Genomic DNA, 13,854 nt, shown 5'->3' with positions numbered 1-13,854 from the left:
GTCGCGTCGAGTGTGCGTGGATGCACGGTCCGGCGCCTCTCGTCGGTGCTTCCACGCACAGTCTGGACCGGCAGCACGGGGGGACACGTCCGTCCGAATTCGGTGGCCCGGACCCCCGCCGTTTGGCAGGCTCACGCCCATGGCGACCATCGAGCGGCTCGGGCCCGACGACTGGCAGGAGTTCCGGGAGATCCGCCTGCGGGCGCTGGCGGACGCACCCACCGCCTTCGGGATGACCCTGAGCGACGCCGAGGGACAGGCCGACGAGGCCTGGAAGGCCCGGCTCGACCAGGGCGACCCGATCCTGGCGGTGCGCGACGAGGACCGCCTCGTCGCCATGGGCGCCGGCTGGCACCTGCCCGAGGACCCCGACCGGATGATGGTCTGGGGGATGTGGACCGCCCCCGAGGCCCGGGGCCACGGTCATGCCCGCGCCCTGCTGGGCTGGCTCGTCGAGCACGCCCGCACCCGCGGGGCGACCACGGTCGAGCTGCACGTCACGGACGGCAACGACACCGCCCGCCGGCTCTACGAGCAGCAGGGCTTCGTCCCGACCGGCGAGTGGACGCCGCTGCGCGAGGGGTCCGACCTCCGGATCGAGCTGCTCCGCCGACACCCGTGAGTGCGGACCTCGCGGTGAGCGGACGGGCCGCTCAGAAGCCGAGCTTGCGGAGCTGACGCGGGTCGCGCTGCCAGTCCTTGGCGATCTTGACGTGCAGGTCGAGGTAGACCGGCGTGCCGAGGAGCGACTCGATCTGCTTGCGGGCGGCGGTGCCGACCTCGCGCAGGCGGGCGCCCTTGTGGCCGATCATGATCCCCTTCTGCGAGTCGCGCTCGACGTAGAGGTTGGCGTAGATGTCGAGCAGCGGCTTGTCGTCGTCGCGGCCCTCGCGGAGGTTCATCTCCTCGACCACGACGGCGATGGAGTGCGGGAGCTCGTCGCGCACGCCCTCGAGCGCGGCCTCGCGGATCAGCTCGGCGACGAGGATCTCCTCGGGCGCGTCGGTCAGGTCGCCGTCGGGGTAGAGCGGCGGCCCCTCCGGCAGCTGCGCGAGGAGCAGGTCCGCGAGCAGTCCGACCTGGTCGCCGGAGACGGCGGAGACCGGCACGATCTCGGCCCACTCGGTGTCGGTCTCGGCACCCAGCTTGGCGATGTCGAGCAGGTGCTCGCCCAGCTCCTCGGGCGTGACCAGGTCGGTCTTGGTCGCCACCGCGATCTTGATGGTGCGGCGCACCTTGCCGAGCTCCTTGACGATGAACCGGTCGCCGGGACCGATCTTCTCGTTGGCCGGGAAGCAGACCGCGACCACGTCGACCTCGGCCCAGGTCGTCTTCACGAGGTCGTTGAGGCGCTCCCCGAGCAGCGTCCGCGGACGGTGCAGGCCGGGGGTGTCGACGAGGATCAGCTGGCCGTCGGCCCGGTGCACGATGCCGCGCACGACGGTGCGGGTCGTCTGCGGCTTGGAGGAGGTGATGACGATCTTGCTGCCCACCAGCGCGTTGGTCAGCGTCGACTTGCCGGCGTTGGGACGTCCGACGAAGCTCGCGAAGCCGCTGCGGAACCCCTCCGGCCGGGTGCCGTAGATCGGTCCGGCCGGCTCGACGCCACTGACGTCGAAGTCCTTGTCGTGCTCGTTGCTCATTCGATCTTCTCTCGCGCTGCGTCGTAGTCGGCCCAGATCTGCTCGTCACTCTTCCCTGCCGCCTTGCCGGCGCGCCAGATGGGTCCCGGATCCACTGCACGGGGCTGTCGCTGCTGGCCCCCGCCGCGCCAGTAGCCCATCACGTCGTACGCCGCCGTCGGCAGCGCCCGCTCGCGCATCAGGTGCTTGCGGATCGCCCGCATCTGGGCGGACTCCCCCGCCATCCAGAAGTAGCCCTCGCCCTCGGGCCAGTCGATGGAGGTGACGACGTCAGCCGTCGCGGTCTCGACGCCCGCGGGGGGCGTCGTCCAGGTGACGTCGCCGGCCACGTAGTCGCGGATCGGCTCGTCCGGCGTCTCCACCCACGCGGTGACGGGCGCCGAGACCGTCTCGATGATCCGGGCGATGGCCGGCAGCGCGGTCAGGTCGCCGACGAGCAGCAGCCAGGCCGCGTCGTCCGGCATCGCGAACGAGCCCTTGGGCGCGCTCACGGTCACCGTGTCGCCGACACAGTCCGTGGAGGCCCACTCGGTCACCAGGCCGGTCTCGTGCACGACGACGTCGAGCACCAGCTCGCCGCCGGACCAGGACCGCACGGTGTAGTAGCGGGTCTGGAACTGCCCGGGCACAGTGAGGGCCACCCACTCGTCGGGCACGCCGGTCGACGTGAAGTCCGCGAGACCGGGCCCGCCGAGCACCAGCCGCACGAAGTGCGACGAGAGCTGCTCGCGGCGCAGGACCTGGGCGGCGTACGTCGCGGCTCGGGTGCTCACCGCAGCGTCCCCCGGTGGTCGCCCACGTGCACGACGACGTCGGCGCCGGCGAACTCGTGGACCGCGGCCAGGTCGGGCGTCCCGTCGGCCGCGGTCAGCACGACCGCAGCCTCGAGACCCCGCGAGCCCGACGCGATCGCCATCGCGACGCAGACCTCGAGCGCGGTCAGGGACAACGACTCCAGCGCCACGGTGGCGGCCGCGTAGGTCCGCCCGTCGAGGTCGCGCACCGCCGCTCCCTCCGCGGCACCGGTGCGAGCCCGGGTGGCGCGGGCCAGGGTCACGAGCTTGGCGTCCTCGGCGGGCAGGGTGGCGTCAGTCATCGTCGTGGTCTTCCTCGTCGTGGTCCTCGTGGTCGCGCTCGGACACCGTGCTCACGAGCACCGTGCCGATCTTGTTGCGGCGCCCGGACACCCGCTCGGCCTCGAAGCGCAGTCCGTGCGCCTCGACGATCGAGCCGGGGATCGGGACCCGACCCAGCTGCTTGGCCATCAGCCCGCCCACGCTGTCGACGTCCTCGTCGTGCACGGAGATGCCGACCAGCTCGTCGAGGTCGTCGACCGGGTACCGCGAGGAGACGCGGTAGGTGCCGTCCTCGAGGTACTCGACGTCGGCCTCCTCCTCGTCGTACTCGTCGGTGATCTCGCCGACGATCTCCTCCAGGACGTCCTCGATCGTGATCAGGCCGGCGGTGCCGCCGTACTCGTCGACGACGACCGCGATGTGCTGGCGCCGTGCCTGCAGCTCCCTCAGCAGGGCGTCGACCGGCTTGGACTCGGGGACCCAGTAGACCGGTCGCATGACCTCGTCGACGCGCTGGGTGAACTCGACGTCCGGCTGCTCGAAGTCGCGCCGGACCAGGTCCTTGAGGTAGGCGATGCCCACGATGTCGTCGAGGTTCTCCCCCACGACCGGCACCCGGGAGAAGCCGCTGCGCAGGAAGAGCGACATCGTCTGGCGCAGGTTCTTGTAGCGCTCGATGTAGACGACGTCGGTGCGGGGCACCATCACCTCGCGGGCGATGGTGTCGCCGAGCTCGAAGACCGAGTGGATCATCTTGCGCTCGCCCGACTCGATGACCGCCGAGGCCTCGGCGAGGTCGACGAGCTCGCGGAGCTCGGTCTCGGTGGAGAACGGTCCCTCGCGGAAGCCCTTGCCGGGCGTGATCGCGTTGCCGAGCTGGATCAGCAGCCGGGGCAACGGGCCGAGCACGGTCGTCACGAAGGACAGCGGGCCGGCCGACAGGGTCGCGACCCGCTGGTCGTGCTGGCGCCCCACGGTGCGCGGGGCGACACCGATGACGACGAAGGACACGACCAGCATCGCCCCGACGGCGGTGGCGTAGGCCGGCCAGAAGTCGCCGTCGTACAGGTCGTGGACCCAGAGGGCGACGAGCACGATGGCCGCGGTCTCGCACAGGAGCCGCAGCAGCAGCGCGGTGTTGAGGTAGCGGGCCGGGTCGTCGAGGATCGTCAGCAGGCGCTTGGAGCCCGACGCGCCCTCCGCGACTAGCTCCTCGGCACGGGCGCGCGAGAAGCCTCCGATGGCCGCGTCGGCGGCGGAGAAGAGCCCGGCCAGCACGACGAGCGCGGCCGCCACCAGCAGCAGCCAGATGTCACCGATCACTGGGGCTGATCAGGGGCCGAGGCCCGCCACTCCTCGAGGATCTGGGCCTGGAGGCCGAACATCTCCTCGTGCTCCGCGGGCTCGGCGTGGTCGTAGCCGAGGAGGTGGAGGATGCCGTGCACGGTGAGCAGCTCGATCTCGGCGACGGTGCCGTGACCGGCCTCCGTCCCCTGGCGCTCCGCCACGGTCGGGCACAGCACGAGGTCGCCGAGGACCCCCTCCTCGGGCTCCTCGTTGACCTTGCCGGGGCGCAGCTCGTCCATCGGGAAGGCGAGCACGTCGGTGGGACCGTCCTTGTCCATCCACTGCCGGTTGAGCTGCGCGATGGTGTCCTCGTCGACCGCCTTGATGCACAGCTCGGCGAGGGGGTGGACGCGCATCCTGTCCATCACGAAGCGCGACAGCGTGGAGAGCCGGCGTACGTCGAGCTCCTGCTCGGACTCGTTGAGGACCTCGATGCTCATCGGGTGGTCCCCCGCGGCCGCGAGTCGCGCTGGTGGCTCGGTCGCTCGGGCTGGGTGGCGTCGAAGGCGTCGTACGCCGCGACGATGCGGCCCACGAGCCGGTGCCGCACCACGTCGCTGGCGGTCAGCCGGTTGAAGACCACGTCCTCGACGCCGTCGAGGATGCCCTCGACCACGCGGAGGCCGGACTGGACGCCGCCGGGGAGGTCGACCTGGGTCACGTCCCCGGTGACGACGATCTTGGAGCCGAAGCCGAGGCGGGTCAGGAACATCTTCATCTGCTCGGGCGAGGTGTTCTGCGCCTCGTCGAGGATGATGAAGGCGTCGTTGAGCGTCCGGCCGCGCATGTAGGCCAGCGGGGCGACCTCGATGGTGCCGGCCGCGAGCAGCTTGGGGATCGTCTCCGGGTCGAGCATGTCGTGCAGCGCGTCGTACAACGGGCGCAGGTAGGGGTCGATCTTCTCCGAGAGCGTGCCGGGCAGGAAGCCGAGCCGCTCGCCCGCCTCTACCGCCGGGCGGGTCAGGATGATCCGGCTGACGTCCTTGGCCTGCAGCGCCTGCACGGCCTTGGCCATCGCCAGGTAGGTCTTGCCGGTGCCCGCGGGGCCGATCCCGAACGTGATCGTGTGCTTGTCGATCGAGTCGACGTAGCGCTTCTGGTTGAGAGTCTTGGGCCGGATCGTGCGACCGCGGTTGCTGAGGATGTTGAGGGACAGCACGTCCGCGGGACGCTCGGTGGTCTCGGCGCGCATCATCGAGATGATGCGCTCGACCGTCTCGGTCGTGACCCCCTGACCGGTGCGGATGATGGTCACGATCTCGTCGAGCAGGCGCTCGGCGAGGGCGACCTCCGCCGGCTCGCCGGTGAGGGTGATGCGGTTGCCGCGGACGTGGACGTCGGCCTTGAACGCGCGCTCGATGAGGCCGAGGTGCTCGTCGCCGGGGCCGAGGACGCTGACCATGTCGATGCTGTTGGGCACGACGACGGTGTGGGAGGGGTAAGGAGTCTCAGTCATGGGTGGGTCCATGCTAGCGAGCGCGGGCGAGAGCGCCCACCGAGAACCCCTCCGCCAGTACGGTGTCCCCATGCCGGGTGCCGACCGCGACGTCCACGAGTGGTACGACGAGGACCCCGACGACCACGACGACGACACCGAGCCGATGTGGTTCCCGGGCCAGCACCTCCCCGAGGACGCGCGCCGGATGGGTCTGACGCACCACACGGTCGAGGGCGCCCTGCTGGACTTCGGTGGCCGCCTCGACGCCTCCAAGCCGTGGCACCGGGTCACGGCGTGGGCGATGCTCGTGGTCTTCGGGATGCCGGTGGTCTTCGCCGTGCTCCGGCTGCGCTACCTCTTCTGAAGGCGGCGCCGGGCGGTCAGGGCTTGCTGACCTGCAGCATCCCGAGGCACATCTCGTCGGTCGTCCCCTCGCCCCAGACGACGTAGCGGTCGGGCTGCCCCTCGAAGGACGGCAGCTCGTCGCGCAGCCACTGCACGTGCTTGCACGTGACCTCGACCGTGTCGCCGGGCTGCAGCGAGACCGGCTCGATGTCGCGGGCGCCCTGGTCGTCGAAGTCCCACACCGGGATGTCGAGCACCGTCTCGGCCCGGTCGGTGCCGGGGTTGGTGACGACGCTGATCTCGCGGCCGAGCAGGTGCATGTGGCCGCCGGAGGCGTGGATGGTCATCGGCTCGTGCACGGTGCGGGTGCAGCTCTGCACCTGGCCGGGGTCGGGCTCCCCACCGCACAGCAGGTAGAGCACGTTGGCGGTCCGCGAGCCCTCGGCGCCGAAGCGCTGCATGACGTCCATCATCGCGGCGTCGCGATCACACAGCGGCCCGTCGTCGTACGCCGCGCGGCACGGCAGCTCGACGGGCGCCGGGAGCAGCATGGTGTGCAGCTCCTCGAGGTCCCGGTCGCCGGGAGCGAGCCGCAGCTGGGCGGCCGAGGTGTCCGGCTGGGTGCCGGCGAGCAGGTTGTAGTGCACCTGCATGACGATCCGGGAGCCGCGGGCGAGCTTGACGCCGTACCCCGGCTTGCGGACCGACTCCTCGCCGCCGGGCGCCCACGCCCCGATCCACGCGGCGTCGTCGACCTGCTGGAAGGCGTCGAGGCCGGTGCCGCCGAAGCAGGTCCAGCCCTCGCCGTCCTCCTGCGCGTCCTTCTCCTCGGCGGCGGCGACCTGCTCCGCGGGCACCTGGAACAGGATCACGTGGTGGACGACCTCGGGATTGCCCGGCTGCACCGTCGTGCCGGTCAGCCAGGTGTCGCGCTCGAGACCGGGGTCGAGCAGGAAGCAGCGGTAGTCGTCGGTGCCCGTGCCGTAGGGCGCGGAGGGGGTGTACGCCGCCGGCATGGCGAGGGTCTCGCGGCGCTCGCCCTTGCGCAGCGGGACCTCCGCGGCCGGCTCGGCGGACCCGTGGTCGTCGTGAGCCGAGTCCGTCGACTCGTCGGCCGACGGCTCGGTGGCGCCCGCGCCGGTGGTGTCGGTGGCCTCGTGGCCGGCCGGGTGCTCGTCGTCGGTGCTCGAGCAGCCCGGTAGGACGAGGACGACGACGGCGACCAGCGCCGCGAGCCGGGTGCTCATCCGGGGGGCCACTGGAGCGAGCGCCCGCCGAGCACGTGCAGGTGGGCGTGGAAGACGGTCTGCCCGGCGCCGGCGCCGGTGTTGAAGACGGCGCGGTAGCCCTCGGTCAGGCCCTCCCGCTCGGCGATGTCGGCGGCCGCCCGCAGCACGTCGGCCAGCCCGGCCGGCTCGTGGTGGGCCAGCTCGGCGGCGTCGGCGTAGTGGCTGCGCGGGACCACCAGCACGTGGGTGGGTGCCTGCGGGTGGATGTCCCGGAAGGCCACCGTCGTCTCGTCGGCCCGCACGATCTCGGCGGGGACGTCGCCGGCGACAATCTTGCAGAACAGGCAGTCGTCGGGACGTGCTGGCGCGGTCATGGCTCCACCTTAGATCCGTGGTCCCCGGCGTGTAACCGAAACCGGTCGCCGTACGTCCCACTAGCGTGAAACGCATGCGCACCGCTTCCCTGGCCCTGTACGCCGCCCTCACCGTGGGGCTGGCCTCGGGCCTGTCCGCCTGCTCGGAGGACGAGCCGCCCACCGACGACCCGGCACCCGCGGGCGCCACGGCGACCGAGACCCCGACAGACGAGCCGACCCAGGAGCCGGGCGAGGAGGGGTCGGAGTCCCCCGCCGGGGGCGACGGGGAGGCATCGGGCGAGGCCGGCGGGAGCGCCGTGCCGGTCTACTACGTCGGCGACACGCCCCAGGGGCCGCGCCTGTTCCGGGAGTTCCAACAGGTCTCGGGCGACAGGCTGCTGGAGGCGGCCGGCCTGGTCGACGGCGGGACACCCCTGGACCCCGACTACCGCACCGAGTGGCCCGGCGTGGGCATCGAGAGCGTGCAGGCCACCGACGGCGTGCTCCTCGTGACGATCCCCGGCGACGGCTTCACCGACCGGCCCGACGGCATGTCCAGGCGCTCGGCACGCCTCGCGGTCCAGCAGCTGGTCTACACGCTCCAGGGGGTCCAGCAGGAGCGGGTGCCGGTGCAGGTCCAGCGCACCGGTAGCGACCCGGTGCTCTTCGGGATCAGCACCGAGGCGCCCTTCACGGCCGCCGACCCCATCGCGGTCTCCGGCCTGGTCAACGTCACCACCCCCGAGCAGGGCGCGACCGTCGAGGGCGACACGCTCGAGGCGAGCGGCGTGGCGTCGTCCTTCGAGGCCACCGTGCCGTGGGAGATCCTGCGCGGTGACGAGGTCGTCCTCGACGGCTTCGCGACGGCGTCGGGCTGGATGGGCAAGCTCTACCCCTGGCAGGCGTCGATCGACGTCTCCACCCTCGAGCCCGGGGACTACACCTTCGTCGCCCGCACCGACGACCCGTCCGGCGGCACCGAGGGTGCCGGACCGCACGAGGACACCAAGGACTTCACCCTCCGCTGACGCGGCGGGGCTGCGGCAGGACCGACGGCCTCAGCGCCAGCGGTCGGTGCGGGAGAGCAGGGCGGCCACGGCGACGACGCCGGCGGTCGACGTACGCAGCACCTCGTCGCCCAGGCGGACGGTGAGCGCCCCGGCCGCCTCCAGCAAAGCGAGCTCCTCGGGGGCGATGCCGCCCTCGGGGCCGACGACCACGACGACGCGCCCCGTGGCGGGGACCTCCACGCCCGACAGCGGGGTCGTCGCGTCCTCGTGGAGCACCACGGCCAGGTCGGCCGCGACCACCAGGTCGCGGACGGCGTCGGTCGACGCGAGCGGGGACACGGTCGGCAGCCACGAGCGCCGGGACTGCTTGCCGGCCTCGCGGGCGGTGGCCTGCCACTTCGCGTGGGACTTGACGGCGCGCTCGCCCTTCCAGACGGCCACCGACCGGGCGGCGGCCCACGGCACGACCACGTCGACGCCCACCTCGGTGAGCACCTCCACGGCCAGCTCGCCGCGGTCGCCCTTGGGCAGGGCCTGCACGACGGTGAAGGCCGGCGTCGGCCGGTCCGTGGCGGCCACGGAGGCCACCTCGACGGCGAACACCCGCTTGCCCGTGGAGGTGACCTCGCCGGTCACCGAGCGGCCCTCGCCGTCGGTCAGCACCACCCGCTCACCGAGGCGCAGGCGGCGTACGGCGACGGCGTGGTGGGCCTCGTCGCCGGTCACCTCGACGTCCGCGCCGACCGCGACGCCGTCGAGCGACGGGACGAGATGGACCGGGAGGCTCATGCGACCGGGACCGTCAGTGCTGGTTGAAGGCGTCGCGCAGCCGGCCGAACATCGACTTCGCGGGGGCCTGGACGGCTCCGTCGGGAGACTCCTCGCCCCGGATCGCGGCCAGCTCGCGCAGCAGCTCCTCCTGGCGGGCGTCGAGGCGGGTCGGGGTGTCCACGGAGACGTTGACGACGAGGTCGCCGCGGCCACCGCGGAGGCCGGGGACGCCGAAGCCGCGCAGCACCTGCTCGCTGCCGGACTGGGTGCCGGGGCGGATCTCCAGCTCGTAGTCGGTGCGGACGTCGGAGTCTTCGGCCGTCTCGAGGTCGGCCTCGAGCAGCGGCAGCGTCAGCGTCGTGCCCAGCGCGGCGGCGGTCATCGGCAGCGTCACCGTGCAGTGCAGGTCGTTGCCGTGCCGGGTGAACGTCGGGTGCGCGTCGACGTGGATCTCGACGTAGAGGTCTCCGGGCGGCCCGCCGCCGGGACCGACCTCGCCCTGGTCGCTGAGCTGGACGCGGGTGCCGTGGTCGACGCCGGCCGGGATCTTGACGGTCAGGTTGCGGCGCGAGCGCACGCGGCCCTCGCCGGAGCACTCGCGGCAGGGGTCCGGGATGATCTGGCCGAAGCCACGGCAGGCCGCGCACGGGCGCAGGGTGCGGATCTCGCCGAGGAACGAGCGCTGCACCTGGGCGACCTCGCCGGCGCCGCGGCAGGTCTCGCAGGTGATCGGCGTGCTGCCCGGGGAGGCACCGTCGCCGTGGCAGGTCGTGCAGACCACGGCCGTGTCGACCTTGAGGTCCTTGGTGGTGCCGAACGCCGCCTCGGCCAGCTCGACGTCGAGCCGGATGAGGGCGTCCTGCCCGCGTCGTACGCGCTGGCGGGGACCGCGGCCCTGGCCGCCGCCGCCGCCGCCGGGAGCCCCGCCCCCGAAGAACGCGTCCATGATGTCGGTGAACGAGAAGCCCTGGCCCTGGCCGAAGCCGGCCTGGCCGCCGCCGAAGGGGTCGCCGCCCCGGTCGTACGCCGCCCGCTTCTGCGGGTCGGAGAGGACCTCGTAGGCGCGGGAGACCTCCTTGAACTTCTCCTGCGTCGCCGGGTCCGGGTTGACGTCCGGGTGGAACTGACGGGCAAGGCCCCGGTAGGCCTTCTTGATGGCAGCCGCGTCAGCGTCGCGGGAGACGCCGAGCAGCTCGTAGAGGTCCTGGGTCACTGGTGTCCTTCGTCGAGGATCCGGGAGACGTACCGTGCAACGGCTCGCACGGCAGCCATGGATCCGGGGTAGTCCATGCGGGTGGGGCCCACCACGCCGAGCGTGGCGAAGGCCTGGTCTGCGGGGCCGTAGCCGGTGGCCACGACACTGGTCGAGGAGAGCTCGGAGTAGGGACCCTCGTGGCCGATGCGCACCGTCACCGAGTCGCCGGTGGTGGCCTCGCCGAGCAGCTTGAGCAGCACGACGTGCTCCTCGAGGGCCTCGAGGAGCGGTCGGACCGCGGTGTCGAAGTTGTCGCCGAAGCGGGCCAGGTTGGCGGCCCCGCCGACGGCCACGCGCTCGTCGTTGCGGTGGTCGGACATCGCGTCGGCCAGCGACGTCACGACGTCGCGGGTGATCGCGGCGGTCTCCGGGGCGACCTCGTCGGGGAGCCGGCCGAGCGCCTGGGTGGCGTCGGCGATCCGCTCCCCCGCGGCCGCCTGGTTGACCCGCGCCCGCAGGTCGGCCAGCTGCTCGTCGGTGACCTCGGCGCCGAGCTCGACGAGCCGCTGCTCGACCCGCCCGGTGCTGAGGATCAGGATGAGCATCACCCGGGTGGGTGTCAGCGAGACGAACTCGACGTGGCGCACCGTGCTGCGCGACAGGGTGGGGTACTGCACGATCGCGACCTGCCGGGTGAGCTGGCTCAGCAGCCGCACCGAGCGGCGTACGACGTCGTCGAGGTCCACCGCCCCGTCCAGCAGGGTGGTGATCGCCCGACGCTCGGCCACGCTCATCGGCTTGACGCCGGTGAGCCGGTCGACGAAGAGCCGGTAACCCTTGTCGGTCGGCACCCGGCCGGCGCTGGTGTGCGGCTGGTGGATGAATCCCTCGTCCTCCAGGGCCGCCATGTCGTTGCGCACCGTCGCCGGCGAGACGCCGAGGCTGTGGCGCTCGACGAGCGCCTTGGAGCCCACGGGCTCCTCGGTGGCGACGTAGTCCTCGACGATCGCGCGGAGGACGGCGAGCCTGCGGTCCTCGACCATCGCGTCCTCCTCCGGGTGGGTGCCGTGGTGCCGTGACTGGCACTCGCTGAGCGTGAGTGCCAAGCCTACTAGGGTCGCTCCCATGACTGACACCAGCGAGCCGTCCTTCGTCGAGGTCGCGCACCGTGTGTGGGTGGCGCACCACGCATGGATGCAGGTCAACGTCACCCTCGTGGGTGGCTCCGACGGCATGGTGATGATCGACACGCACGGCTCGGCGCACGCGGCGGGCGAGGTCGCGGACGCCGTACGACGCCTCGGCGCCGGTCCCGTCACGGCCCTGGTCAACACCCACGACCACTGGGACCACTGGTTCGGCAACGACGTGATCGCCGCCGGGAGGAGCGACCTGCCGATCCACGCGACCGACTTCGCGCTCGAGCAGATGGTCCGCGCCGGCGCGCGCCCCGACCCGGCTCAGGTGGGTGACAACCCGCGGGCCGCGGAGATCCTCGACACCACCCTGCGGCCGGCGACCCACGGCTTCTCCTCGGCGTACGCCCTCGACCTCGGTGACCGCATCGTCGAGCTGATCCACCCCGGCCGCGGCCACACCGCCGGGGACCTCGTCGTCCGGGTGCCCGACGCCGACGTGATGGTCGCCGGGGACCTCGTGGAGGAGTCGGACAAGCCGTTCATCGGCGACGACTCCTTCCCGCTCGAGTGGCCGCTCACCCTCGACCTGGTCCTCGGGCTCACCACCGACGAGACCGTCGTCGTCCCCGGCCACGGACGGCTCGTCGACAAGGACTACGTCCACGAGCAGCGCAACGAGCTCGGGGTCATCGCCGAGACCATCCGCGACCTCGCGAGCCGCGGCGTCCCCGTCGGCCGGGCGCTCGAGGAGGGCGAGTGGCCGTGGGACCGGACGCTGCTCACCTCGGCCGTGCGGCTCGGCTACGAGCACCTGCCCCGGAGCCAGAAGCGGCTGCCGCTCATCTGAGTCCCTAGGGGGGTGTACGCGGGCCCGGAGGTCGCGTAGGAACGACGCATGAGCGAATCCAGCGACCTGCCCCAGGCCAGCGCCACCACCAGCGAGGCCGACGCCGACCACGAGGGCGGCACCCAGTCCCCCGACGACCAGCAGCTCTCGGGCGTCTCCGACGAGCAGCTCCCCGAGGACCTGCAGCCCGGCGAGGACAACCCCCTCGCCGAGCCCCTCGACCCCGACGACGAGGCCACCAAGGACGCCGACGAGCTCGGCATGCAGGACACGCAGGACGACACCACCGGCACCTACGAGTCCTCGGGGGAGACGCCCAGCACCGAGGACGGCGAGTCCGAGACCGACCCCGAGTCCGTGAGCGGCGACGGGGCCCAGGGCGCCGGCATCTCCGGCTGATCGGCGACTCCGGGCGGCGTGGCACCCCCACGCCGCCGGGTGCTCGACCTAGCGTTGTCCGGTGCCTTCCCCCGCAGACCGCTACGGCTCCGACGTCCTCAAGACCGACTGGCGCGCGCCCAAGAACGGCCGCGCCACCGAGGCGCCGGCCGACCTCGGCCAGGTCGTCGAGGAGGTCACCACCGACTGGTGCGGCGAGATCGTCGCCGTGGACCGTGACCTCGACACCCTGACGCTGGAGGACCGCCGCGGCAAGCGGCGTACCTTCCCCCTCGGCCCCGGCTTCCTGCTGGAGGGCCGACCGGTCGTCCTCGTCCCGCCGGCGAGGGCCGGTGGCCCGGCCAGGAAGACGCGTACGGCGAGCGGCTCGGTCGCCGTCCACGGCGCCAAGGCCCGCGTCGCCCGGGCCAGCCGGATCTTCGTCGAGGGTCGCCACGACGCCGAGCTGGTCGAGAAGGTCTGGGGCGACGACCTGCGCATCGAGGGCGTGGTCGTGGAGTTCCTCGGCGGGGTCGACGACCTGGCCGACCACCTGCGCGACTTCAAGCCCGGACCGCAGCGCCGGGTGGGGGTGCTCGTCGACCACCTCGTCCGCGGCTCCAAGGAGAGCCGGATCGCCGCCAACATCGCGAAGTCCCCGGTCGGCAAGCACGTGCTGATCGTCGGCCACCCGTTCATCGACGTCTGGCAGGCCGTCAAGCCCCAGCGGCTCGGCTTCGACCGCTGGCCCGACGTGCCCCGCTCGATCGACTGGAAGACCGGCACCTGCCAGCAGCTCGGCTGGCCGCACCGCAACCAGACCGACATCGCGATGGCCTGGAAGCACATCCTCGGCGGGGTCCGCGGCTTCGAGGACCTCGACCCCGCGCTGCTCGGCCGGGTCGAGGAGCTCATCGACTTCGTGACCGCCCCCGGGGCCTGACTCTCTCGGGGTAGTCCGTGACGAACGGACCCCGGAATGTCGGGCGGGTTCTAGGGAGTGATGCAACACCTCGATGTTGAGGAGTTGTTGTCATGGGTCGTCCGAAGCATCCACGTGAGTTCGATCGACGGTTCTGG

Annotated in this window: 17 protein-coding genes; 6 read left to right on the top strand and 11 right to left on the bottom strand. The window is 72.3% G+C overall.

Annotated features, from left to right (window positions below):
* The first annotated feature begins 139 nt into the window (after positions 1-139).
* Complete coding sequence (locus tag DAE25_RS21815; protein WP_107768327.1) at positions 140-622, top strand: GNAT family N-acetyltransferase; 483 nt, start codon at positions 140-142, stop codon at positions 620-622.
* 31 nt (positions 623-653) lie between these two features.
* On the opposite strand, the gene era is transcribed toward DAE25_RS21815, so the two are convergent.
* Genes era through DAE25_RS21785 form a run of 6 tightly spaced genes read right to left on the bottom strand, consistent with a single transcriptional unit; the run spans position 654 to position 5,522 of the window.
* Complete coding sequence (gene era, locus DAE25_RS21810) at positions 654-1,643, bottom strand: GTPase Era (protein WP_107768325.1); 990 nt, start codon at positions 1,641-1,643, stop codon at positions 654-656.
* On the bottom strand, positions 1,640-2,416 hold the full coding sequence (locus DAE25_RS21805; protein WP_107768323.1) for a siderophore-interacting protein: 777 nt from the start codon (positions 2,414-2,416) through the stop codon (positions 1,640-1,642). The genes era and DAE25_RS21805 overlap by 4 nt, the downstream gene beginning before the upstream one ends.
* Entirely contained in the window at positions 2,413-2,739 is a 327-nt protein-coding gene (locus DAE25_RS21800) for a cytidine deaminase (protein WP_107768321.1), read from the bottom strand. Before DAE25_RS21800 ends, DAE25_RS21805 begins: the two co-directional genes overlap by 4 nt.
* A complete protein-coding gene (locus tag DAE25_RS21795) occupies positions 2,732-4,039 on the bottom strand; it encodes a hemolysin family protein (protein ID WP_107768390.1) in 1,308 nt (435 codons plus the stop codon). The genes DAE25_RS21800 and DAE25_RS21795 overlap by 8 nt, the downstream gene beginning before the upstream one ends.
* Positions 4,039-4,506, bottom strand: coding sequence for an rRNA maturation RNase YbeY (gene ybeY / locus DAE25_RS21790; RefSeq protein ID WP_107768319.1), 468 nt, complete (start codon positions 4,504-4,506; stop codon positions 4,039-4,041). The genes DAE25_RS21795 and ybeY overlap by 1 nt, the downstream gene beginning before the upstream one ends.
* Positions 4,503-5,522: a PhoH family protein gene (locus DAE25_RS21785; RefSeq protein ID WP_107768317.1), complete on the bottom strand. Its 1,020-nt coding sequence runs from the start codon at positions 5,520-5,522 to the stop codon at positions 4,503-4,505. The genes ybeY and DAE25_RS21785 overlap by 4 nt, the downstream gene beginning before the upstream one ends.
* Positions 5,523-5,592: 70 nt before the next feature.
* Here DAE25_RS21785 and DAE25_RS21780 point away from each other — a divergent pair, with 70 nt between their 5' ends.
* On the top strand, positions 5,593-5,868 hold the full coding sequence (locus tag DAE25_RS21780; RefSeq protein ID WP_056888347.1) for a hypothetical protein: 276 nt from the start codon (positions 5,593-5,595) through the stop codon (positions 5,866-5,868).
* A gap of 16 nt (positions 5,869-5,884) precedes the next feature.
* Here the strand turns inward: DAE25_RS21780 and DAE25_RS21775 are convergent, their stop codons facing one another.
* Together DAE25_RS21775 and DAE25_RS21770 are read right to left on the bottom strand one after the other, a co-directional pair.
* Positions 5,885-7,096 carry a hypothetical protein gene (locus DAE25_RS21775; protein WP_107768388.1) on the bottom strand — a complete coding sequence of 404 codons (1,212 nt, stop codon included), beginning with the start codon at positions 7,094-7,096 and terminating at the stop codon, positions 5,885-5,887.
* Positions 7,093-7,452, bottom strand: coding sequence for a histidine triad nucleotide-binding protein (locus DAE25_RS21770; RefSeq protein WP_107768315.1), 360 nt, complete (start codon positions 7,450-7,452; stop codon positions 7,093-7,095). Before DAE25_RS21770 ends, DAE25_RS21775 begins: the two co-directional genes overlap by 4 nt.
* Positions 7,453-7,526: 74 nt before the next feature.
* On the opposite strand from DAE25_RS21770, the gene DAE25_RS21765 reads away from it, so the two are divergent.
* Complete coding sequence (locus DAE25_RS21765) at positions 7,527-8,462, top strand: Gmad2 immunoglobulin-like domain-containing protein (RefSeq protein ID WP_107768313.1); 936 nt, start codon at positions 7,527-7,529, stop codon at positions 8,460-8,462.
* 30 nt (positions 8,463-8,492) lie between these two features.
* Here DAE25_RS21765 and DAE25_RS21760 read toward each other — a convergent pair whose 3' ends face one another.
* Genes DAE25_RS21760 through hrcA form a run of 3 tightly spaced genes read right to left on the bottom strand, consistent with a single transcriptional unit; the run spans position 8,493 to position 11,453 of the window.
* Positions 8,493-9,233, bottom strand: coding sequence for a 16S rRNA (uracil(1498)-N(3))-methyltransferase (locus DAE25_RS21760; RefSeq protein ID WP_107768311.1), 741 nt, complete (start codon positions 9,231-9,233; stop codon positions 8,493-8,495).
* A 13-nt stretch (positions 9,234-9,246) separates the two neighbouring features.
* A complete protein-coding gene (gene dnaJ, locus DAE25_RS21755) occupies positions 9,247-10,428 on the bottom strand; it encodes a molecular chaperone DnaJ (protein WP_107768309.1) in 1,182 nt (393 codons plus the stop codon).
* Complete coding sequence (gene hrcA, locus DAE25_RS21750; protein WP_107768307.1) at positions 10,425-11,453, bottom strand: heat-inducible transcriptional repressor HrcA; 1,029 nt, start codon at positions 11,451-11,453, stop codon at positions 10,425-10,427. The genes dnaJ and hrcA overlap by 4 nt, the downstream gene beginning before the upstream one ends.
* An 82-nt stretch (positions 11,454-11,535) precedes the next feature.
* Here hrcA and DAE25_RS21745 point away from each other — a divergent pair, with 82 nt between their 5' ends.
* The 3 genes from DAE25_RS21745 to DAE25_RS21735 all read left to right on the top strand — a co-directional run bounded on the left by DAE25_RS21745 (position 11,536) and on the right by DAE25_RS21735 (position 13,717).
* Positions 11,536-12,396, top strand: a complete 861-nt coding sequence (locus tag DAE25_RS21745) for an MBL fold metallo-hydrolase (RefSeq protein WP_107768305.1) — start codon at positions 11,536-11,538, stop codon at positions 12,394-12,396.
* 48 nt (positions 12,397-12,444) lie between these two features.
* Positions 12,445-12,795 (top strand): hypothetical protein, encoded by a 351-nt coding sequence (locus DAE25_RS21740; protein WP_107768303.1) that lies wholly within the window; start codon positions 12,445-12,447, stop codon positions 12,793-12,795.
* A 61-nt stretch (positions 12,796-12,856) separates the two neighbouring features.
* On the top strand, positions 12,857-13,717 hold the full coding sequence (locus DAE25_RS21735; RefSeq protein ID WP_107768301.1) for a DUF3097 domain-containing protein: 861 nt from the start codon (positions 12,857-12,859) through the stop codon (positions 13,715-13,717).
* The last annotated feature ends 137 nt before the right edge of the window (positions 13,718-13,854 follow it).

It is taken from the genome of Nocardioides terrigena (assembly GCF_003047265.1).
GTDB lineage: Bacteria > Actinomycetota > Actinomycetes > Propionibacteriales > Nocardioidaceae > Nocardioides > Nocardioides terrigena.
Note: the sequence above shows the minus strand (reverse complement) of the source record. Positions and strands in the feature narration are given on the sequence as shown.

Bases quoted from the DNA above. Each gene is read 5' to 3' on its own strand.
- DAE25_RS21815 (WP_107768327.1), top strand. From the start codon at position 140: ATGGCGACCATCGAGCGGCTCGGGCCCGACGACTGGCAGGAGTTCCGG.
- era (WP_107768325.1), bottom strand. From the start codon at position 1,643: ATGAGCAACGAGCACGACAAGGACTTCGACGTCAGTGGCGTCGAGCCG.
- DAE25_RS21800 (WP_107768321.1), bottom strand. From the start codon at position 2,739: ATGACTGACGCCACCCTGCCCGCCGAGGACGCCAAGCTCGTGACCCTG.
- ybeY (WP_107768319.1), bottom strand. From the start codon at position 4,506: ATGAGCATCGAGGTCCTCAACGAGTCCGAGCAGGAGCTCGACGTACGC.
- DAE25_RS21785 (WP_107768317.1), bottom strand. From the start codon at position 5,522: ATGACTGAGACTCCTTACCCCTCCCACACCGTCGTCGTGCCCAACAGC.
- DAE25_RS21780 (WP_056888347.1), top strand. From the start codon at position 5,593: ATGCCGGGTGCCGACCGCGACGTCCACGAGTGGTACGACGAGGACCCC.
- DAE25_RS21775 (WP_107768388.1), bottom strand. From the start codon at position 7,096: ATGAGCACCCGGCTCGCGGCGCTGGTCGCCGTCGTCGTCCTCGTCCTA.
- DAE25_RS21770 (WP_107768315.1), bottom strand. From the start codon at position 7,452: ATGACCGCGCCAGCACGTCCCGACGACTGCCTGTTCTGCAAGATTGTC.
- DAE25_RS21765 (WP_107768313.1), top strand. From the start codon at position 7,527: ATGCGCACCGCTTCCCTGGCCCTGTACGCCGCCCTCACCGTGGGGCTG.
- DAE25_RS21760 (WP_107768311.1), bottom strand. From the start codon at position 9,233: ATGAGCCTCCCGGTCCATCTCGTCCCGTCGCTCGACGGCGTCGCGGTC.
- hrcA (WP_107768307.1), bottom strand. From the start codon at position 11,453: ATGGTCGAGGACCGCAGGCTCGCCGTCCTCCGCGCGATCGTCGAGGAC.
- DAE25_RS21745 (WP_107768305.1), top strand. From the start codon at position 11,536: ATGACTGACACCAGCGAGCCGTCCTTCGTCGAGGTCGCGCACCGTGTG.
- DAE25_RS21740 (WP_107768303.1), top strand. From the start codon at position 12,445: ATGAGCGAATCCAGCGACCTGCCCCAGGCCAGCGCCACCACCAGCGAG.